23 protein-coding genes are annotated in these 19337 nt (G+C 66.4%); 7 read left to right on the top strand and 16 right to left on the bottom strand.

Annotated features, from left to right (window positions below; all coding sequences use genetic code 11):
* Positions 1-38 precede the first annotated feature (38 nt).
* From VGV41_RS03770 to ligD, 4 genes are all read right to left on the bottom strand, one after another.
* Positions 39-629 carry a carboxymuconolactone decarboxylase family protein gene (locus VGV41_RS03770; RefSeq protein WP_326862316.1) on the bottom strand — a complete coding sequence of 197 codons (591 nt, stop codon included), beginning with the start codon at positions 627-629 and terminating at the stop codon, positions 39-41.
* Positions 630-706: 77 nt separating this feature from the next.
* Complete coding sequence (locus VGV41_RS03775; RefSeq protein WP_326862317.1) at positions 707-1096, bottom strand: septal ring lytic transglycosylase RlpA family protein; 390 nt, start codon at positions 1094-1096, stop codon at positions 707-709.
* Between the two features lie 79 nt (positions 1097-1175).
* Positions 1176-1706, bottom strand: a complete 531-nt coding sequence (locus tag VGV41_RS03780; protein ID WP_326862318.1) for a low affinity iron permease family protein — start codon at positions 1704-1706, stop codon at positions 1176-1178.
* Between the two features lie 83 nt (positions 1707-1789).
* Positions 1790-4513: a DNA ligase D gene (gene ligD, locus VGV41_RS03785; RefSeq protein WP_326862319.1), complete on the bottom strand. Its 2724-nt coding sequence runs from the start codon at positions 4511-4513 to the stop codon at positions 1790-1792.
* A gap of 165 nt (positions 4514-4678) precedes the next feature.
* On the opposite strand from ligD, the gene VGV41_RS03790 reads away from it, so the two are divergent.
* From VGV41_RS03790 to VGV41_RS03805, 4 genes are all read left to right on the top strand, one after another.
* A complete protein-coding gene (locus VGV41_RS03790) occupies positions 4679-4855 on the top strand; it encodes a DUF1328 domain-containing protein (RefSeq protein WP_326862320.1) in 177 nt (58 codons plus the stop codon).
* A gap of 188 nt (positions 4856-5043) precedes the next feature.
* Positions 5044-6561 (top strand): glucan biosynthesis protein, encoded by a 1518-nt coding sequence (locus VGV41_RS03795; protein WP_414705053.1) that lies wholly within the window; start codon positions 5044-5046, stop codon positions 6559-6561.
* Positions 6549-8735, top strand: a complete 2187-nt coding sequence (gene mdoH, locus VGV41_RS03800) for a glucans biosynthesis glucosyltransferase MdoH (RefSeq protein WP_326862321.1) — start codon at positions 6549-6551, stop codon at positions 8733-8735. Before VGV41_RS03795 ends, mdoH begins: the two co-directional genes overlap by 13 nt.
* Before the next feature lie 59 nt (positions 8736-8794).
* Complete coding sequence (locus VGV41_RS03805) at positions 8795-9142, top strand: hypothetical protein (RefSeq protein WP_326862322.1); 348 nt, start codon at positions 8795-8797, stop codon at positions 9140-9142.
* A 35-nt stretch (positions 9143-9177) separates the two neighbouring features.
* Here VGV41_RS03805 and VGV41_RS03810 read toward each other — a convergent pair whose 3' ends face one another.
* The 3 genes from VGV41_RS03810 to VGV41_RS03820 all read right to left on the bottom strand — a co-directional run bounded on the left by VGV41_RS03810 (position 9178) and on the right by VGV41_RS03820 (position 12246).
* Positions 9178-9903 (bottom strand): hypothetical protein, encoded by a 726-nt coding sequence (locus VGV41_RS03810; RefSeq protein WP_326862323.1) that lies wholly within the window; start codon positions 9901-9903, stop codon positions 9178-9180.
* A gap of 76 nt (positions 9904-9979) precedes the next feature.
* Positions 9980-10333 carry a response regulator gene (locus VGV41_RS03815; RefSeq protein ID WP_326862324.1) on the bottom strand — a complete coding sequence of 118 codons (354 nt, stop codon included), beginning with the start codon at positions 10331-10333 and terminating at the stop codon, positions 9980-9982.
* A 116-nt stretch (positions 10334-10449) separates the two neighbouring features.
* Positions 10450-12246 carry a sensor histidine kinase gene (locus tag VGV41_RS03820; protein WP_326862325.1) on the bottom strand — a complete coding sequence of 599 codons (1797 nt, stop codon included), beginning with the start codon at positions 12244-12246 and terminating at the stop codon, positions 10450-10452.
* Positions 12247-12529: 283 nt separating this feature from the next.
* Between VGV41_RS03820 and VGV41_RS03825 the strand changes: the two genes are divergently transcribed.
* Entirely contained in the window at positions 12530-12727 is a 198-nt protein-coding gene (locus tag VGV41_RS03825) for a hypothetical protein (RefSeq protein WP_326862326.1), read from the top strand.
* A gap of 160 nt (positions 12728-12887) precedes the next feature.
* Positions 12888-13541, top strand: coding sequence for a DedA family protein (locus tag VGV41_RS03830; RefSeq protein ID WP_326862327.1), 654 nt, complete (start codon positions 12888-12890; stop codon positions 13539-13541).
* Positions 13542-13554: 13 nt separating this feature from the next.
* Here VGV41_RS03830 and feoB read toward each other — a convergent pair whose 3' ends face one another.
* Both feoB and VGV41_RS03840 read right to left on the bottom strand, forming a co-directional pair.
* Positions 13555-15438, bottom strand: coding sequence for a ferrous iron transport protein B (gene feoB / locus VGV41_RS03835; RefSeq protein WP_326862328.1), 1884 nt, complete (start codon positions 15436-15438; stop codon positions 13555-13557).
* A 13-nt stretch (positions 15439-15451) separates the two neighbouring features.
* Complete coding sequence (locus VGV41_RS03840; protein ID WP_414705054.1) at positions 15452-15697, bottom strand: FeoA family protein; 246 nt, start codon at positions 15695-15697, stop codon at positions 15452-15454.
* Positions 15698-16208: 511 nt separating this feature from the next.
* Between VGV41_RS03840 and VGV41_RS03845 the strand changes: the two genes are divergently transcribed.
* Positions 16209-16634, top strand: a complete 426-nt coding sequence (locus VGV41_RS03845; protein WP_326862330.1) for a DoxX family protein — start codon at positions 16209-16211, stop codon at positions 16632-16634.
* Between the two features lie 2 nt (positions 16635-16636).
* Here VGV41_RS03845 and VGV41_RS03850 read toward each other — a convergent pair whose 3' ends face one another.
* The 7 genes from VGV41_RS03850 to VGV41_RS03880 form a co-directional block, all read right to left on the bottom strand.
* Entirely contained in the window at positions 16637-17116 is a 480-nt protein-coding gene (locus VGV41_RS03850; protein WP_326862331.1) for an SRPBCC family protein, read from the bottom strand.
* Between the two features lie 41 nt (positions 17117-17157).
* Positions 17158-17496 carry a DUF3147 family protein gene (locus tag VGV41_RS03855; RefSeq protein ID WP_326862332.1) on the bottom strand — a complete coding sequence of 113 codons (339 nt, stop codon included), beginning with the start codon at positions 17494-17496 and terminating at the stop codon, positions 17158-17160.
* 126 nt (positions 17497-17622) lie between these two features.
* Positions 17623-17958 carry a hypothetical protein gene (locus VGV41_RS03860; RefSeq protein ID WP_326862333.1) on the bottom strand — a complete coding sequence of 112 codons (336 nt, stop codon included), beginning with the start codon at positions 17956-17958 and terminating at the stop codon, positions 17623-17625.
* A 66-nt stretch (positions 17959-18024) separates the two neighbouring features.
* Positions 18025-18261, bottom strand: a complete 237-nt coding sequence (locus tag VGV41_RS03865) for a hypothetical protein (RefSeq protein WP_326862334.1) — start codon at positions 18259-18261, stop codon at positions 18025-18027.
* A gap of 225 nt (positions 18262-18486) precedes the next feature.
* Positions 18487-18738: a hypothetical protein gene (locus tag VGV41_RS03870; protein WP_326862335.1), complete on the bottom strand. Its 252-nt coding sequence runs from the start codon at positions 18736-18738 to the stop codon at positions 18487-18489.
* Positions 18739-18806: 68 nt separating this feature from the next.
* The gene (locus VGV41_RS03875) at positions 18807-18959 is read right to left on the bottom strand and encodes a hypothetical protein (protein WP_326862336.1); all 153 of its coding nucleotides are present in this window, start codon (positions 18957-18959) and stop codon (positions 18807-18809) included.
* A 143-nt stretch (positions 18960-19102) separates the two neighbouring features.
* Positions 19103-19276, bottom strand: a complete 174-nt coding sequence (locus tag VGV41_RS03880) for a hypothetical protein (RefSeq protein WP_326862337.1) — start codon at positions 19274-19276, stop codon at positions 19103-19105.
* Positions 19277-19337 lie beyond the last annotated feature (61 nt).

Below are 19337 nucleotides of genomic sequence, written 5' to 3' on the forward strand. Positions count from 1 at the left end.
CCCGAAATGCAGCGACGGAATCGCGCTGAGGCGAAGTGCTACTTTGCCGTCGGTTCGGCGAAGGGGAGCTTTTCGTCTTCCGGCGGCAGCATGTGGAAGACGTTGAGCGTCATCGAGATCAACGTGTAATAGCCGAGGATGCCGACGAGCTCGACCATCGCCGCGTCGTTCAGGAAGGCACGCACGCGTTTGTAGGTTTGATTGCTGGCGCGGCGCGTCTTGTACAATTCCTGCACGAAGGCATAGATCGCGCGCTCGTCCTTCGGCGCGGAAGCGGGCGCGCGGCCTTTGCGCAGATCCTCGATGACCTTGGGCTTGACGCCGGCCTTGAGCGCCATCGGTCCGTGCGCGAACCATTCGTATTGCGCCTTCCAGAAGCGCGCGGTGCACAGGATGGCGAATTCCGACAGGCGCGGCTCGAGCGCGGTCTTGTAGCGGGCGTGGGCGCCCAGTGCCTGTGCCAGCTGCCCGAATTCCGGCGCGTGCATCCAGGCGGCGAAGGGGCCGCGCAGGGTCAGGGACTTGCCGCGCGGACCGGCGCGCAAGGATTCAAGTAGCGCCTGCTGCGCCGTGTTGAGGTCTTCTTCCTTGAGCTGTGCGAGGCGGGTGGCCGGGCGCTTGGCGGGCATGATCGTCGGGTCCTGGACGGGAAAGACGGCGGGACGCCGTCTATAGCGCCGAATGCGGCGGCCGCCAAACCCCGGGCCTATCGGCTGGAGCTGGTGGGCTCGATGTCCGCAGTGACGCGGACGAGACCCCGTCCGAGCATGCGCAGTTGCTTCGCCGCGGCGAGGGAGAGGTCGAGGACGCGGCCGCGCGTGAACGGGCCGCGGTCGTTGACGGTGACCTCGACGCTGCGGCCGGTCCGCCGGTCGGTCACCTTCAGTCGCGTGCCGAACGGCAAGGTACGGTGGGCGGCGGTGAACTTGCGCGGGTCGTAGGTTTCGCCGGCGGCGGTACGGCCGTGATAGTTGGTGTCATAATAGGCGGCGACGCCGGAGAAGCTGTGGGTTGCGGATTTTTCGGCGGCGAAAACGGGGCTGCCGGCAGCGACCAGCGCCACCAAGCCTGCGGCCTGAAGCCGTCTGCCCGTCATCTCATCGCCCCGTCGTCGTCCCACCTGCCGGGAACTATGCCCGGCGCTTGTGGCAAAATCGCGGACGCGGCTTCGCGTCTTAGGTATTCGCCGCGGCGCTCTTGCGCTCCGACTTGGCGCGTGCGGCCGCCATGCGCGCCTTGTTGCCTCCGGTGACGTTCGTTGTGGCGGCGGCGTTCGCGGGCGCCGGCTCGCGACGCTGTTCGATGTGGTTCAGTGTCTGCGCGGCGCGCTGCTTGCACTCGTCGTGCAACTCCTGCAATTCCTCGTCGGTCAGGTCCTCGATCGCCGCGAAACGGTCTTCCGCGCCCTTCATCGCCAGCACCAGCTCCGACAGCTTGAGCTGCACGGTGAGGACGTCGCGGTTCTGTGTATTCTGGATCAGGAACACCATCAGGAACGTGACGATGGTGGTCCCGGTGTTGATGACCAATTGCCAGGTGTCGCTGTAGTCGAACATCGGACCGGTGACGATCCAGACGACGACCACAGCGCAGGCGAGCAGGAAACTGACCGGGTGCCCGGTCCAGCTCGCTACGGCCTGGGCCATGCGCGAGAACTGATTGTTGAGCTTGCCGCTCATGTCGGTATGTCGTTTCTGGTTGGCCATGCGACCCCTCGCGAGCGCCGGACGTCGCCCTCGCTGGTCCGCGCACCAACGCAGTGATGGGTTCCCCGGTTCCGCAAGCCGCCTTATTTCACCTTCGGCAGCACCTGCTTGACCCGGCCGATGCCGGCCCACGGGTCCTCCTTCATGCGCGACAGCCGCTGCATGACGTTGAGCACGGTGTACTGGTTGGCGCTTTTGAGCGAGCCGAGTTCGCTCCAGTCGATCGGCACCGAGATCGGCGCACCGGGACGCGAGCGGGTGGAGAAGGGGGCGACCGCGGTCGCCTCGCGGCTGTTGCGCAGGTAGTCGACGAAGATGCGGCCGTGGCGCTTGGCCTTGGTGGCGGTCGAGATGTAACGGTCCGGCTCGTCCGCCTCCATGGCGCGGGCGACGACCTGGGTGAAAGCCTTGGCCTCTTCCCACGGCGTCGGCGCGATCGGCAGCACGACGTGCAAGCCCTTGCCGCCGGAGGTCTTGATGAAGGTGCGGAGGTCGATCTGTGCAAGACGATCGCGCACGTCCCGCGCCGCGGCGATCACGTCTTTCCAGCCGGTGCCGGGCCCGGGGTCGAGATCGAAGACGAGGCGCTCGGCCTTGTCGAGATGGTCGATGGTCGAGCCGCGTGTGTGGATCTCGAGCACGCCCGCCTGCACCAACGAGATCAGCCCTTCCAGGTCGTCGATGGAGATAATCTTGTCGCCCTTTTCGGCGACGAGATGCAGGTGCTTGGTGGCCACGCCGCCGCTGGCGTGCTTCTGGAAAAAGCACTGGCCCATATCCGCGCCCTCGGGGCATCGCACCAAGGCGATGGCCCGGCCGACGAGATGCGGCGCCATCCAGTCCCACACCTTCACGTAGTAGTCGGCGAGGTCGCGCTTGGTGACGTTGACGTCGTGCCAGTAGACGCGGTCCGGATGCGACAGCGCGATGCCGGCGACGGTGTTGTCCGGCTTGCCGCGCGTCGCGGGCGCCGCCTTGCGGGCGCTCTTTGCTTTCGCGACCGGGGCGCTGCGCTTGGTGGCGGTCTTGGCCGCGGCGGCGATGGCCTTCTTGGTTTCGCGCACCACGTCCTTGGCCGGCTTGTCCTCGCGCAGGCCCTGGAACGAGGCCTGGCGTACGCGGTCGCCGTGCGTCCAGCCGTGGAAGTCGACTTCCGCAACCAGCTTCGGCTCGACCCAGATCGGACCTCGCGCGCCGCGCTCCTCCTTCGGCAGGGGATCAAGCGGCGACTTTTTCACTTCGAGCGCCTTGAGCTTGCGATAGATCTCGCGCGCAAAGGCGTGCGTGAAGCCGGTGCCGGTACGGCCGGCGTAACGGAGCTTGCCCTTGTCGTAGACGCCGAGCACCAGCGCGCCGACGGCGCGGGAGTCGGCCGTCGACGGTGCGAAGCCGGCGATGACGAATTCCTGGCGGTCCGAGCATTTGGTCTTGAGCCAGTCATGGCCGCGGCCAGAGCGATACGGCGCGTCGGCCAGTTTCGAGACGATGCCTTCAAGGCCCATCTTGCACGCCTGTTCGAGTAGTGCCGATCCCGGCTGGTCGATCGAGGCGCTGAAGCGCAGCGGTCCGCGCCTGCCGACACCGGCAAGCAGGGCTTCGAGCGCCGCCTTGCGCGCGGCGAGCGGCAGCGGGGTCAGATCGCGGCCGTCAAGATGCATGAGGTCGAAGGCATAGAACAGCATGCGCCTGTCGTCGCCGTCGCTCAGCGCCTGCTGCAGCAATGAGAAGCTGGAGACGCCATCCTCACCTTCAACGACGACTTCGCCATCGATCAACGCCTTCGCCGCCGGCAATTCGGCAATGGCTGCGGCGACGGCAGGGAACTTGCGCGTCCAGTCGAGGCCGCGGCGCGTGAGCAATTTCACCTTGCCTTTGTCGAGCCGCGCCTCCAGGCGATAGCCGTCGAACTTGATCTCGTGCAGCCAGGTTGCGGCCGTGGGCGCCGTCTCGGACAAAGTGGCGAGGCAGGGCGGCATGAAGGCGGGCAGGGCGCCTTTCGGCGCGCCGGTCAGCGCGTCGGCGGGCTCGCTCGGTTTCGAGCGCTTGCGGATCGGCTTCACGGCCGCGGCGCGCGCCCGGGTTTTCTTGCGCGCGGTCTTCTTCGCCGACGTCTTCTTTGCGGATGCTTTACGGGTGTTTTTCTTCGCGGCGCTCTTTTTCGCTGCCGTTCGCTTGCGCCCGCCTCTGGCCAGCGCCGCGACATTGGCCTTCACGCTGCGATTGCTGTGCCAGACCTTTTTCGATTGCGCGATCTCGTCAAGGTCGCGGCCGCTGACGACAGACAGCGGCTTCTCTTCCAGAATGTCCTTGTCGCGCGCCGAGCGCTCGGCGGCATCGTGCTGCTTGATCAGCAGCCAATTGTTGCGCTTCTCGTTCGGCCTCCGGTGCATGCGCACGAGATGCCAGCCGCCGTGCAGCTTCTCGCCGTCGAGGATGAAATCGAGGTGGCCTTTGGCGAGGCCCTTGTGCGGATCATGCTCCGGCGTCCAGGTGCCACGGTCCCAGATCATGACCGTGCCGCCGCCGTATTCGCCCTCGGGGATCGCGCCTTCGAACGTGTTGTATTCGATCGGGTGGTCCTCGACCTCGACTGCGAGCCGCTTCTCGCCCGGCACCAGGCTCGGGCCGCGCGTAACGGCCCAGCTCTTCATCACGCCGTCGAGTTCGAGACGTAGGTCATAGTGCAGGCGCGTCGCGTCATGCTTCTGGATGACGAAGGCGCTGCCCTTGCGCTTCGCGACCTTGCCCTTGGGTTCGGCGGTGACGCCGAAATGCCGCTTCGCGTGATAAGTCTTCAGCCCCGCCATGGTGTGTTGCCCGCTGCTCTTGCAATCATACCCGGCGAAACTCGTCGGCAAAAGAACGGGTTCCCACGGCCGGCCGCCATTGACGGCGGAAGCTGAGGAACTTTTGCGCCCGGCGGCACGTTACCTCGCCAGATATCGGCATCACTCAACCAGAGGGACCACGCCATGCTCGGATGGGCCATCACGTTTCTGGTCATCGCCCTGATTGCCGCCCTGTTCGGATTCGGCGGCATTGCGGGCGTCGCAGTCGAGGCGGCGAAGATCGTCTTCTTCGTGGCCATCGTGCTGTTCGTCGTTTCGGCGCTGGTTGGCGTATTCCGCGGCCGTCGGACCGTACCGTAGCGTCTGTCGCGTCAAGCGTAAGCGGAAGACCCCGTGTCGGGCGCGAATGCCCGCACGGGGCTTCTGTTTTCAAGTGACGGTCGGACGGCCTCTTGCATGGAACATGCGGGGCAACGAGCGCTTATCGGGAATGAGACGCCGAGAGTGGCCGCGCGTGGCCAGAACGGTTGCTGTTGGGAGTGGGGTCTTTGGATCGCCGACGATTTATTGCCGGCTCGGCTGCGCTGCTGTCGGTCATGGGCAGCGGTATGGATTTGAGCTCGGCCGATGAGCGGTCGAATGACCAGCCGTTCGATGCGCATACGGTGCGACAGATGGCGCAGCAGCTTGCGCAGAAAGCCTACAAGGCGCCGGACCAGACCCTGCCGGGCGATCTGGGCAAGATCTCTTACGACGGCTATCGCAGCATCCGCTACCGTCCCGACCGTGCACTGTGGCGCGGCGAAGGGTTGCCGTTCCAGGTCGAATTCTTCCATCGCGGGTGGATATTCAAGGATCGTGTCCAGGTCTACGTCGTCGATCAGGGTCGCGCGCACCAGATCGTCTACTCGCCCGAACTGTTCACCTTCGATCTGGTCAAGCCCCCGCCGGCGAATGCCGACGTCGGCTTTGCCGGCTTCCGTCTGCACGCGCCGATCAACCGGCCGGACTATTACGACGAGGTCGGCGTTTTCCTCGGCGCCAGCTATTTCCGCGCCGTTGCCAAGGGCCAAGTCTACGGCGTGTCGGCGCGCGGCCTGTCGATCAAGACCGCCGATCCGAAGGGCGAGGAGTTTCCCGCCTTTACCACGTTCTGGATCGAGAAGCCGCAGAAGGGTACGAACTCGATCGTCGTGCATGCGCTGCTGGACAGCCCGAGCGCGTCGGCGGCGTTCCGCTTCACGATCAGGCCGGGCGACCAGACGATCTATGACACCGAGGCGGCGATCTATCCCCGCGTCGATATCGCCGAGGTCGGCATCGGCAGCGGCACCAGCATGTTCCTGTTCGGCACCAACGATCGCGCCGGCATCGACGACTTCCGTCCCGCCGTGCACGATTCCGATGGCCTGGCGATGCACAGCGGCCGCGACGAGTATATCTGGCGCCCGCTGCGCAATCCGCGCGAGCTGCAGGTCAGCTATTTCGAGGACGTCAATCCGCGCGGCTTCGGGCTGTTGCAGCGCGAGCGCGATTTCTTCGCCTATGACGATCTCGAATCGCACTTCGAGAAGCGCCCGAGCCTGTGGGTCGAGCCGATCGGCGACTGGGGCGCGGGCAGTGTCGAGTTGGTGGAGATCCCGACCAAGGAGGAGATCCACGACAACATCGTCTCGTTCTGGCGGCCGAAGGACACGCTGAAAGCCAAGGGCGAGTATGGTTTCACCTATCGTCTGCACTGGACGAACCAGAGGCCGAATCCCAGGCACTTCGCGGAATTCGCCACGACGCGCACCGGCGCCGGCCCGAATGGCGTGCGCCTGTTCGTGCTCGAAGTGACGGGGGAAATCCTCAAATCGGTCGATCCCAAGACTGTGAAGACGACCGTCACTGCCAGCAAGGGCGAAGTGCAGCATCTGGTGCTGCAGCCCAACCCGGAAACGGGCGGCTTGCGTGTCAGTTTCCAACTCGACGTGAAGAACGAACCGCTGATCGAATTGCGCGGCCAGTTGATGACCGACGACAAGCCGCTCACCGAAACCTGGCTTTACCGATGGACGCGCTGAACGCCCGGATGCGCGATGACGCCGGCGGCTTCCACGCCTTGCCGCCCGAGGCGCCGTTGGCGATGCCGCAGCAGTCGCTGCGGCAACCGCGCGGCCGCGCACGCGCGCCGGGCACTGCGCCGCGCGATGTGCCGTTGCGGCGATTGTTCGTTTTCGCGGCGACCATCGGCATGACGGCCGGCGCCGCCTACGAAATGTACGAAGTGCTCAAGGTCGGCGGCCTGACGCCGCTGGAAACCGCAGTGCTGGTGCTGTTCGTGCTGCTGTTCGCCTGGATCGCGCTGTCCTTCGTCAGCACTTTGATCGGGCTCGTCGTCACCTTTGCCGGCAGGGGGCGCCCGCTCGGCATCGATCCGGAGACGCCGCTGCCGCCGATCCGCGGCCGCACGGCGCTCTTGTTGCCGACCTACAACGAAGAGCCGCACCGGGTGATGGCACGCTTGCAGGCGATGTATGAATCGCTCGGCGACACCGGCCGCCTTGCGCATTTCGACTGCTTCATCCTCAGCGACACGACCGACCCGGCGATCTGGATCGCGGAGGAGGCGGCGTTCCTGCGCCTGCGCGACGAGCTCGGCGCCGACCATCTGTTCTACCGCCACCGCACCAAGAACCTTGCGCGCAAGGCCGGCAATATCGGCGAATGGGTGACGCGTTTCGGCGGTGCCTACGAGCAGATGATCGTGCTCGACGCGGACAGTCTGATGGAAGGCGATACCGTGGTGCGGCTCGTCGCGGCGATGGAATCACATCCGCAGGTCGGGCTGATCCAGACGCTGCCGCAGTTACTCAACGGTCGGACCTTGTTCGCGCGGCTTCAGCAGTTCGCCGGCCGCGTCTACGGCCCGCTGATCGCGCGCGGCATCGCCTGGTGGCATGGCGCCGAGAGCAATTACTGGGGCCACAATGCCATCATCCGCGTCGAGGCTTTCGCCGGCCAGGCCGGACTGCCGATCTTGCGCGGCGGCAAGCCGTTCGGCGGCCACATCCTGAGCCACGACTTCGTCGAAGCGGCGTTGTTGCGCCGCGCTGGCTGGGGCGTCCACATGGTGACCGAGCTCGGCGGCTCCTACGAGGAAAGCCCGCCGACGTTGACCGATTACGCGGTGCGCGATCGCCGCTGGTGCCAGGGCAATCTGCAGCACGCTGCTGTGGTGCCGGCGCGCGGCCTGCACTGGGTGTCGCGGCTGCACCTGATGACCGGCATCGGCTCCTACATCACGGCGCCGATGTGGCTCGTCTTCCTGCTCATCGGCATCCTCATCACATTGCAGGCCGAGTTCATACCGCCCGACTACTTCCCGCGAGGCGCGACCTTGTTTCCGCAATGGCCGATGCAGGATCCGGTCCGCGCGGCTTACGTGTTCGGCGGCACCATGGTCATGCTTGTGCTGCCCAAATTTTTTGGCTGGCTGGCGATGCTTGTCAGGCGGCGCGATCGTCGCGGCATCGGCGGCGTCGTGCGCGGCCTCGTCAGCGTGGTGCTGGAAATCGTGATCTCGGCGCTGATCGCGCCGGTGATGATGCTGATGCAGTCGTGGGCGGTGACGGAGATACTGCTCGGCCGCGACGCCGGCTGGTCGGTGCAACGCCGCGACGACGGCGGCTTCGCCCGCGGCGAATTCACGCGTGCCTACGCCGTGCCGACCTTGCTCGGCATTGTCCTCGGCGCGGTCGCGTATGCGGTGTCTGCGCCGCTCCTGCTGTGGATGTCGCCGGTCGTGGCGGGCCTCGTTCTGGCGATCCCGATAGCCGCCTTCACGGCGCGCGCCTCGGTCGGCCGGGCCTTCCGCGCCGCCGGCCTGCTGCTGACCCCGGAGGAGCGCGAGCCGCCGGCCATTCTGGTGCGCGCCAACGAATTGACGGCGCGCGCGCACGCCGCAGACGAGGGAAGTCCGTTGGAACGATTGGCCGGCGACCGCGCATTGCGCGAGGCGCATCTTTCCATGCTCGACGATCTGCCGCTGCGCGGCAAAGGCGAAATCGACGTGGCGCTCGCCGTGGCACGCGCCAAGCTCGCCGATGCGGACGATCGGGAGGAGGCAATCGGCATGTTCGGCCGCGGCGAGATCTTCGCAGTTCTCGCCGACCGCGATGCGCTGCGGCAGTTGTTGCAGATGCCGGCAGCGGCGGTGCGCGCCGCGGGCAGCAGGCGATTCGAGCGGCGGAACTAGGATTGGGGGATGGCGGTTCAACTCAAGGCATCATGCCTAAACAAGGATGGAGGCAATACATGGATAAGAGGTTGGCCGGACTGCTGGGCGCCGCGGCGGCGCTGACGACGTTGGGCAGCGCGCAAGCGGCCCCGGCTCCGGCACAGACGCTGCCGGCGGCGGCGAATTATGCCGAGCTGCTCGAGCCTGTGCCGAATGCAGCGACGATCCTCGCCGCCGATGACCAGCGCCTGCAGGAGCAGCAGCCGACGGTGCAGCTGGCGCAGTACCATCATCACCACCACCACCATCATGTGGTTGTGATCCATCGCCGGCATCATCATCATCATCATCACATCGTGATCCGCCGCCACCGGCATCACCATCATCACCACCACAACGTCGGTTTCGGCGTCTACGTGCGCTGATAGCGGCGAACGGTGAATGCGAAGTACGCGGCGCCTCAGGCGCCGCGTACTTTCGTTTTGGCGGCGCGCAGGAGATAGCGGTAGGTGCCATCGAAGACGGTGTCGGTCGACGAGGTCCAGGTCGAGTCCTTGCCCAGCGTTTCCCGGCTGGCATGGATGCGCCGCCCGCGCACTTCCCGTTGCGCCTGTTCTTCCGGCGTCTGCTCGACCAGCGTGAACTCCGGGTCGGTCGGGAGGACCAGGATCTGCAGCATCGGCTCGCCGGGGCGGAAGATGTGCACGGTGCCCTCGGGGGGCGCTTTGAACACGATGAACGAGATCATCGGCCACCATTCGGTGCGCAGCAGCGCCGGCACCGCGATCGGCACGGTGTCGGTGGTGTCGGCGTAGAAGCGCGGATGCGGCTCGGTCCGCACGCCGAAGCCGGGCCCGACATCGAGGTCGAGCAAGAGCTGGTAGGTGTAGAAGTTTTTGCCGAAAGCGCGGAACGGCGGCCATTGCAGGCCTTCGTCCGGCGAGGGGCCGAAGTCGCCGTCGAGTTGCACGATGCCGTCCTTCTTGGTCACGTGCAACTCGTTGGCGTAGGGGTAGAACACCTCAATGCCGTACTGCGCGCCTTCGGTGAACGGCATGCAGTGCCAGACCTGCTCCTGCGAGCCGTCGGCGCGCGGCTGTGGCGTGCCGCCCCAGCCGGGCATCTCCAGCTTGGTACGGCGTGGCTTCAGGCCGGGATCGGCCAGACGGTATTTCACGGTCTGCATGGAGCGGTGGTCCTGGTGGTCACGCGACTGCGCAAACTAACAGGCCGCCCCGAAAGTTCCACGTCCGGGTCGAGGACTAGTCTGCAAACAGCGCCTTGAGCTCGGTGACCAGTCCAGACGGGCTGTAGGGCTTGGCGATCCAGGCCAGCGGGTTGGCCTGCTGGCCGCGCGCCATTGTGCGCGCGTCGGATTGCGCGGTGGCAAACACCGAGCGGATGCCCAGCGACCGATAGATCTCGATCGCCGCGTCGACACCGTCGCGCGATCCGGCGAGGCGGATGTCCATCACGACCACGTCGGGCTTTGCCTCGCGCGCGAGGTTGATCGCCTCGTCGGCGGTGGCGGCCGGGCCGACGACTTCGAAGCCGGCGTGCGAGAGCCAGTGTTCGAGTTCGCCGGCGACGAGGAAGTCGTCCTCGACCACGAGCACCCGGCGCGGCTCGCCGCCGGGTCCACCGGCGGCGAATCCGGCAGGGGCAAAAGCAACCGCCCGCCAGAGTGGCCGGTGGCCCGGCAATGCGCAGATTTCGAAAGAGGGTCGCCCGTTCAATGCAAGCTCGCGCCTTGGTCAGGAAAACTTACGATGCAGCGGGCGCCATCGCCGCGCTCGACGGCGAAATGGCCGCCGAGCTGCCGCGCGAGGCCGCGGATGAGACCGAGGCCTGATGAGCGGCGCGCCGACGGCGCGAGCTCGAAGCCGTCGCCGCCATCCTCGACCGCCAGCACATAGCCGTTATCCTGACGCGCGAGCTCGACCCGGACGGTTCCGTGCCGGCGTCCCTTCAAGCCATGCTTGACGGCATTGGTCAGGAGCTCGTTGAGGATCAGCGCAAGCGGCATCGAGATCTCGTTCGACATCTCGCCGCACTCGGCGTCGATCTTGATCTTCACGTCGCCGGCGAAGGTCTGCTGCGCCGCCTGGCACACGGCGTGCACGAATTCGCGCGTGTTGAAGCAGGTCGCACTCTCCGAGCCGTACAACGCGCGTTGCGAGGCGGCGATGGCGCCGACGCGGTGCGCGGCGTCCTCGAGCACGGCGCGCGCCTCCTTGTCCTCGGTCTCGCGATGCGCGGTGCGCAACAGCGCGTGCAGCATCTGCAGGTTGTTCTTGACGCGATGATTGAGCTCGTCAAGCAGCATGCGCTGGCGATATTCGGCTTGCCGGCGCTCGGAGATGTCGACGAGCATGTTGATGGCGCCGACGAGCCGTCCGCTGTCGTCGCGGATCGGCGTGGGGTAGGGGATGATCGGGATGCGCACGCCGTCGGGGCGTTCGACGACCAGCTCTTCGCCGCGGACGGCGCGATTGTCGCGCAAGGCCACCGCCATCGGACACTGCTCGTGCGGCACAGCCGTGCCGTCGGGCCTGAACAGTTTCCAGCTGACGCACCACTTGTCCTCGCCGACCCGCGGCGTGCGGCCGGCAGTCGCGACGGCCGCCTGATTGAAGAAGGTGATCGTGCCTTCGGCGTCGGTGGTGTAGACCGCCGCCGGCAGGCCCTCGAGCAGGTCCTGCAATTGCTTGCGGCCCTGCTGCAATTCGAACTCCTGACGCCGCCGCTCGGTGACGTCGCGGGTGACCGCCAGATGCGCCTGCGAGCCGTCCGGCAGCGTCAGCGGCGCCGCATGCGTCTCCATGTGGCGATGCGTGCCATTGCCGGTGAGGATATCGAACTGCCACGTCAGGCGCTCGCCGCGGCAGACGCGTGCATGGTTGTCGCGCCAGACATCGCGATGCTCCGGAGCGATCACGTCGAACACGCAGTGGCCGACGATCGCGGAGGCAGGTACTCCCAGCATCTCGCATCCGGCCGCATTCATCTGCAGCAGGGTGCCGTCGGCGGCGACCACCTTGATGCACTCCGGCGTCGTCTCGATGATCGCCTGCAGCGTGCGGGTGCCTTGCGCGTCGTGTGCCTCGGCGCGTTTGCGCGCAGTGATGTCTTCCAGGCAATGCATGGCGCCGGCGAGCTCGCCGTCGTCGTCGAACAGCGGCTCCGTCGTGGCGAGCAGCACGAGACGCTGACCGTCGCGTCGCTCGAGGATGATTTCGCGATTAGGCTCGGCCTCGCCGCTGTGCAGCACGCGGGCGGTCGGCAGGTTCTCGGCGGTCAGCAGCCGCCCCTTGTCGTCGAACACCCGCAGCCCGTCATAGAGTGCGGAGTTTGCGGTTATCGATGTCAGGCCGTGCAGGGCGACGGCGCGCTTGTTGGCGTAGGTGACCGTGCCGTCCCGATCGCAAATCAATATTCCAATTGGAATGTGTTCGAGCAGCGCATATCCGTGCTTGAACAGATCGGGCGGCGGCGCCGCTGCCGCAAACGCGTGCAGAGCCTCGCTCATGGAATCCTCCCCCGGACGGGCTAGAACAGCCCAACCGCGAACGCGCAGGAGGGTGTTTCGTTCCTTTTTTGGGCCGAAAGAAGCGCCCTGAGGCAAAAGGTCCCGCTGTCCCGAATCGGGAATGAACCCGCGTCGGGAACAAAGAAACGATCTTGCGAGTTCCTTCGACGGCTTCGTCCGCAGCGCGAGGCGAAGGGGTCTGTCCGGGTTTCGGCGGACGCGGCCATTGCCTGGCCAATCATGTGAACCCGCGCAGGCCTGAACGCATATGACACGACTACTGTTGTCCCGCCCTTGGAGCGACGACGATGTCGCTGCCCTCAGGAAGCTCTGGAAGGACGGCGTTCCCGTCCGCAAGCTGGCGCTGCGCTTTCGCCGGTCGCAGTCGGCGATCCGCGGCAAGGCCGTGCAGCTCGGTTTGAAGCGACCGGTCCCGACCGTACCCGCGGTTGGCGAGACCGAGATTCACGCGTCCGGCTGAGCGCCGGCTCTTCCGGGTAATTCACCGCTCTTTGTCGGGTTCCGAACGTTTTGAATTCTCAGGCGGGCACGCCGAATGCGCCGGCAGCCCGATGGGGTGCAGAGGAACGAGAGCTTTCCCGCTGGCCTTTTCGACAGCGCCGGCTAAGCAATCCCTCGCCATGACGATCGACCTGCCGCATTTGATCCACACCTACGGCTACTGGGCCGTCGCAGGTGTCGTCGCCCTCGAGAGCCTCGGCGTTCCCGTGCCGGGCGAGACCATGCTGATCGCAGCGGCGACGTTCGCCGGCGCCACCCATCGTCTCGACATTGGGCTCGTCATAGCCGCCGCTGCCGCGGGCGCCATCGGCGGCGATACCGCCGGCTTCTGGATCGGACGCGGCGTCGGCTGGCCGCTATTGCACCGTTATGGCGGGCGGGTCGGCCTGACCGAACCGCGGCTCAAGCTCGGGCAGTACCTGTTCCTGCGGCACGGCGGCAAGGTCGTGTTCTTCGCCCGTTTTATTGCCGCGCTGCGCGCCTTCGCGGCGCTGCTTGCCGGCGCGAACCGCATGCAGTGGCGCCGCTTCCTGATGTTCAATGCGCTCGGCGGCATCGTCTGGGCCGGCGCGATCGGCCTCGGCGCTGATCTGTTCGGACATCAGCTCCACCGGTTCGCAGCGCCGATCGGGATCGCGCTGCTTGTCGCCGTGGTCGCAGTGGCGGTCGCCGGCTTCATCTTCGTGCGGCGGCATGAACAGGCGCTGATCGCCGAAGCCGAGCGGGCACTGCCGGGGCCGATCCGGCATCGTCACCATCATCGTTTCTGGTGAGTGAGTGCGTGTGTCAGCCGGCGCCGAGCGCCACGGCCACGTGCCAGGTGATGAATGACGCGACGTAGGCCAGCGCCAGCATGTAGCCGAAGGTCAGCGCCATCCACTTCCAGCTGCCGGTCTCGCGCTTGATGACGGCAAGCGTCGACGCGCACTGCGGTGCGAAGATGTACCAGACAAGCACCGACAGCGCGGTGGCGAGCGGCCAGTGATGGGCCAGCGCCTGGCCGATCTGCGCCGCGTTCTCCTTGCCGCCTTCGATGGCATAGACGGTGCCCAGCGCCGCCACGGCGACCTCGCGCGCCGCCATGCCGGGGATGAGCGCGACGTTGATCTGCCAGTTGAAACCGATCGGTGCGAGCACCGGCTCGAGCGCATGCCCGATCCAGGAGGCGAGGCTGTAGTCGATCGCCGGTCCGGTGGCGCCGGCCGGCGGGCGCGGGAACGACGCCAGGAACCAGATCAGCACCATCATCGAGAAGATCGTGGTGCCGGCGCGGTGCAGGAACATCTTCGCGCGCGTATAGACGCCCATGAGCACGCTGCGCGGCCGCGGCAATTTATAATCCGGCAGTTCCAGCATGAAGGGCGGCGTCGGGCTTTCGCGCCAGAACACGAATTTCGCGAGAGCCGAGACCCCGAGCGCGCTGACGATGCCGGCGGCATAGAGCCCGAACATCACCACGCCCTGCAGGTTGGCGAAGCCCCAGATCGTCTTGCTTGGAATGAAGGCGGAAATGATCAGCGTATAGACCGGGATGCGCGCCGAGCAAGTCATCAGCGGCGCCACGAGGATGGTCGTCAGGCGGTCGCGCGGATTGTCGATGACGCGCGTCGCCATAATGCCGGGGATGGCGCAGGCGAAGCTCGACAGCAGCGGGATGAAGGCGCGGCCGTGCAGGCCGGCGCCGCCCATGATGCGGTCCATCAGAAAAGCGGCGCGCGCCATGTAGCCGAGGTCTTCCAGCAGCAGGATGAACAGGAAGAGAATGAGGATCTGCGGCAGGAAGACGATGACACTGCCGACACCGGAGATGACGCCGTTCTCGACGAAGCTCTGCAGCAGCCCCTCGGGCAGGGTGCTGTGGGCGAGCGCGCCGAGCGCGTTGAAGCCGGCATTGATGAGGTCCATCAATGGCTGCGCCCAGGTGAACACTGCCTGGAACATCACGAACAGGATGGCGAGGAGGATGATCAGACCGGCGACCGGATGCAGCAGCACGGAATCGAGGCGCGTCGTCAGCGTGTCGGGCTTGGCCGGCATCTTCACCGCCGCGGCGAGGATGCGATCGGCCTCGCGCTGCGCCGCGCGCAGTTCACTCGCCGTCGGCTGTTTCCACGCGGTCGTCTCGCGCGCCCCGGCTGCGGAGGCGGCGAGCTCGTCGAGCCGGCGCATGAGATCGTCGGTGCCGCCGCGGCGCACCGCCGCCGCGGTGATGACCGGCACGCCGAGCTCGGCCGTCATACGATCGAGATCGATGTCGATGCCGCGCCGCTTGGCGATGTCGATCATGTTGAGCACGAGCAGGATCGGGCGGCCGACATGCTTCAATTCGAGCACCAGCCGTAGCGCCAGCCGCAAGTTCGTGGCGTCGGCGACACAGAGGAGCAGATCGGGCGTCGCTTCGCTGGCGAAACGTCCGAGCACGAAGTCGCGCGTGACTTCCTCGTCGGGCGAGCGCGCGCGCAGCGAATAGGTGCCGGGCAGGTCGATCAGGTTGACGCTGTGGCCGCCGGGCGTCTGCAGCATGCCGCTTTTGCGCTCGACCGTGACGCCGGGATAGTTCGCGACCTTCTGGCGGCTTCCGGTCAGGGCGTTAAACAAAGCGGTCTTGCCGCTGTTCGGCGTGCCGATCAGCGCGAAATGCAGCGGTCCGCTTTCCGCAACAGCCGTCATGTCAGTGCACACATCAGCTTACGAGGATCGCCATCGCCTCGCGGCGCCGGATCGCCACCGTGGCGTCATTGACGCGCACGGCGATCGGATCGCGGCCGAACAGCCCCTCGTGCAGGATCTCGACCTGCGCGCCCTCGGTGAAGCCGAGCTCGATCAGGCGCCGCTCCAGTTCACCCACCGGCAGATCGGAGGCCTCGGGCGAGACGCTGATCGCGGTGATGCGGCCGCGAAAACCGCGTTGCGCCAGACCTAACGCCATCGGAGACACCTCGTTCATGCGGCGGACGACAGGGATCGCAACGGGATCGTTGCCGGTTGCTTTTTTAGTTGAGAATGAGTGGCAGTCCTTTGCGCCAGGACAAACCAACGGTCAAATAAAAAAATTAGTAAAATCAATACCTTGGAATGTTTTTAAAGAACGGGCGGCGAGGGTTGGTTCCGCTCTGTATGGATCCTGCCCGCCATTCATCGGCTTAGTCGCTTTTCCGGAATCGTTCTCAACTGCTCCGCATGCGCCCGGCTGCGATCAGCCATGCCCGAGGCGGAGCGCCAGCTTACTGCTTTCTCGCGGCGATGGAGATGGAGCCGGGGCGATGGCGCCCGCATCAAGCGCCGTCCGACCGATATTCATCAGGCTCGGCGATCACGGCAGTGTGACCGCATGCAGGGCATGCGACGGGGTTTGGGAGTCCAACACGATACCGCCCCAAAGTGTTTATCCCTGAGGGCCATCTCTGCCCGGGGCAGGGAAGCCGACCAGGAGACGACACGTGACCGAGCCTTTTCCCGCCCGTCTGGCGCCGCACGTGCTGAGCCTTTTGCGCATCGTGACGGCGCTCTTGTTTCTCGAGCACGGGCTGTCGCGCCTGTTTGGATGGCCCTCGCCGATCCCGACGCCGCCGCTGTTCACGATGTACTGGTTCGCCGGCGCGATCGAACTCGCCGGCGGCATGCTGCTGACGCTCGGCCTGTTCTCGCGCGCTGCGGCGCTCATCATGTCGGGTGAGATGGCCTTCGCCTATTTTCTCAGCCACGCGCCGCACGGTTTCTTCCCCATCCTCAATCGCGGCGACGGGGCGATCCTGTACTGCTTCGTGTTCTTCTATATCGCCTTCGCCGGGCCGGGGCCGTGGAGTCTCGATGCGGTGATGAGCTCGGCGCGCGGCTCGCGCGGCGCCATGCAGCCGGCCGCGTAAGCTCAGCCGGTTTCGCCGATGCGCTCGGCGAGATCGAGGAAGGCCTGACCGCGCTGCCGTGCCGAGGCCGACAGGATCGGCGTCAGCCGTTCCCGCCATACCAGGAAGCGCCAGATCTGCGAAAGCCCGTGCGCCTCGAGCCTCGAGGTGACGGCGACGTCGGTCATGCCGGCCGCGTCGGGCGCGTCGGCGATGACATATTCGGTCGTGGCGCGGTAATCGGTGTCCTCGATTTCCAGCACCAGCCGGCGAGGTGCCTCGGCGGCGACGATGCGGTATTCGAGATCGGCGGCGCCCGAGCCCGGTGTCGCCCGCGTGAGGATGCGGCTGCCGCCGGCGAAAGCCTCGGCCGGCTCGAGCCGCGCGGTAATCACCGAGGGCAGCACCTGCGGCCACAGATCGACGCGCGTGAAGGCGCGCCATACCGCGGCCGGGGAGGCGGTGGTCGAGAGGGTCTGTTTGTTGATGAGCGGGAAGGCCATGCGGACGCGACTTGGGAATGTGTGGGAGGGCGCCGGCTCTCCTACAGCGTCACGCCGAATTTCGCCAGCGCCCAGATCGTGACGAGATAGAGCAGAACCGTCAGCGCGCAGCCGGCCAGCAGCGCCGGCCAGAAGCCGACGCCGGCGCGCAGCAGTGCCGGGATGACGAGAAACATCGGCAGCGTCGGCAGCACGTACCAGAACGTCGACTGCGTGGTGGCGGCAATGCGCGCGGTGTCGCCGGTATCGCGCCATAGCCAGATGAAGCTGAGCACCGAGACGAGCGGCAGCGACAGGATGAGCGCGCCGAGTGTCGGCGCGCGCCGTGCCGTCTCCGACGCGGCCGCGATGATGACGCCGGACAGGCCGGCCTTGAGCACGAGATAGAGGATGAGGGGACCTCCGCTGTGCGGGCGCCAAGCATAGCGGGTGCGAATTGAGACTCACAGATCCTTCGAGGCCCGTGCGCGAAACGCGGACGGGCACCTCACGATGAGGGAAGAGCGTCAATTCCCGCAATTCCACATCGGACCGATCGGCGTCTGCGTGTAGCAGGGGCCGAAGCCGCCGCCGTTCCAGCGGCCGTGATAGAAGCGCGGCCAGGCGGGGCCGTAGAACGTGTAGGGATGGTTCTCGCGGTATTCGCGCTCGCGCCGCGCCTCGGCGACCTCGGGCGGCTCGTAGCCGGGCAGGAAGCCGTAGGGGCTGCGATAGTGGTGTGGGCGCTTCCTGTGCGTTGCGTGCTTGTGCGAAGCGGGCTTGTGCGGCGGTTTGTCGGCCGGCGCGGCCGCGACAGCCGGCGCCACCGCCAGCAGCATCACCAGAAGAACGATCCGCCGCATCGATGGCTCCAATGCCAGCGCCCCGCGCGCATCAGCCCGCGTCTTCGTGGCGGCAGTGAGACGGCCTCACTCCGCCAGCAGATCCTCGAGCGCCAGCAGTTCGCGCAGCGAGCCGATCGCCTCGATGGCGTCGTCCTCGTGGCGGGCGCCGTCGAGTCGCGCCTTGATTTCGCGGAGGGTCGACAGCCGGCGCTCGCGCAACATCTCGTCGACGAAAGCACGTGCCTCGTCGAGCGTCTTGATCCTGCGCGGGCGCGGCGTGTCCTTGACCACGATCGGCGGGGCGACGGGGAAATCGAGCATGGGCGTGCACCTCCCGGCCGGATGCTAGCACGGCACGCGCGCCGCGGCGGCGGTATTCGCCGGCCTGGGACCCGGGCCGCTGACCGTCCATACCCGCGATAACGAAAAAGCGGGGAGATCGCGTGGGCGCTGCACTAGCGCATAAAACGCGAATGCCCGACACGCGGCCGGGCATTCCGTCGGATTCGCTCCGTTGATCGGTTGGCGCGTTGCGCCCGCCGCGCCTCAGTGGGCGGCGGCCTTGCGTTTGGCCTTGGCCTTGGGCTTCGGCTTTGGCGTCACGTCCGGCTCCTGCTCCGCTTCGGCCTGCTTGGCGAGGCGCAGCGCGCGCAGCTTTTCCATCTTGGCGCGCTCGGCGACCTGCGCCGCGAGATATTCGTTCATGGCGATGGCGCCGTCGCGCGCCTGCTGCTCTTTGCGCTTGAACGAAGCTTCGGCCTTTGTCTTGGCGGCGTCGTGCGTATGGGTATCGGTCATTCGGTCTCCGTGGATTGCCGGACGGCACGTTAAGCGCGGTGCGTCCGTAGGCAGAGAGGGCTACCGGGTTATTTCTTCTGGACGGAAATGCCGGAGGGCCCGAAGTTGAGTTGCACGCCCTTGGGCTCCCTGTGGTCCTGGTAGACCTTGAAGCCGAGCGCCGCGACGGCGACGATCAGCGCGCCAATGAGCAGAAACAGCCAGTTCCGTGAGATCGGCATGCGTTCAAGGCCCCCGTCGAGGAGATAACGCGGGGGGAGGGGGAAGGTTCCATGCGCCGCCGCTCCATGCAGGCAACCATGGAAGCGCAACAGGTCTACGATCTCTGGCCGCGCCTTAGCGCAACTGCGCACGAACCGCGCGCCTAAGTCTTTTTCGCTTTCTTCGCGGCCTTGACCACTTTCACCGCCGGGGCCGGCGGCTTCGCCGCCTCGGCCGCCGCATCCGCGGCTTCCTTGGCCTCGCGCAAGGCCCGCAGCTTCGCGGTCTTCTCGCGTGTGGCGATCGCGGCGGCTTCGTATTCCGCCGCCGCCTTCATGCCGTCGCGCGCCTGGTCCTGCCGCCGCTTGAACTTGGCTTCGGCTTCCTGCGTCGTCTTG

Origin of the sequence: Pseudolabrys sp. (genome assembly GCF_035943735.1) — a bacterium.
Taxonomy (GTDB): Bacteria; Pseudomonadota; Alphaproteobacteria; order Rhizobiales; family Xanthobacteraceae; genus Pseudolabrys.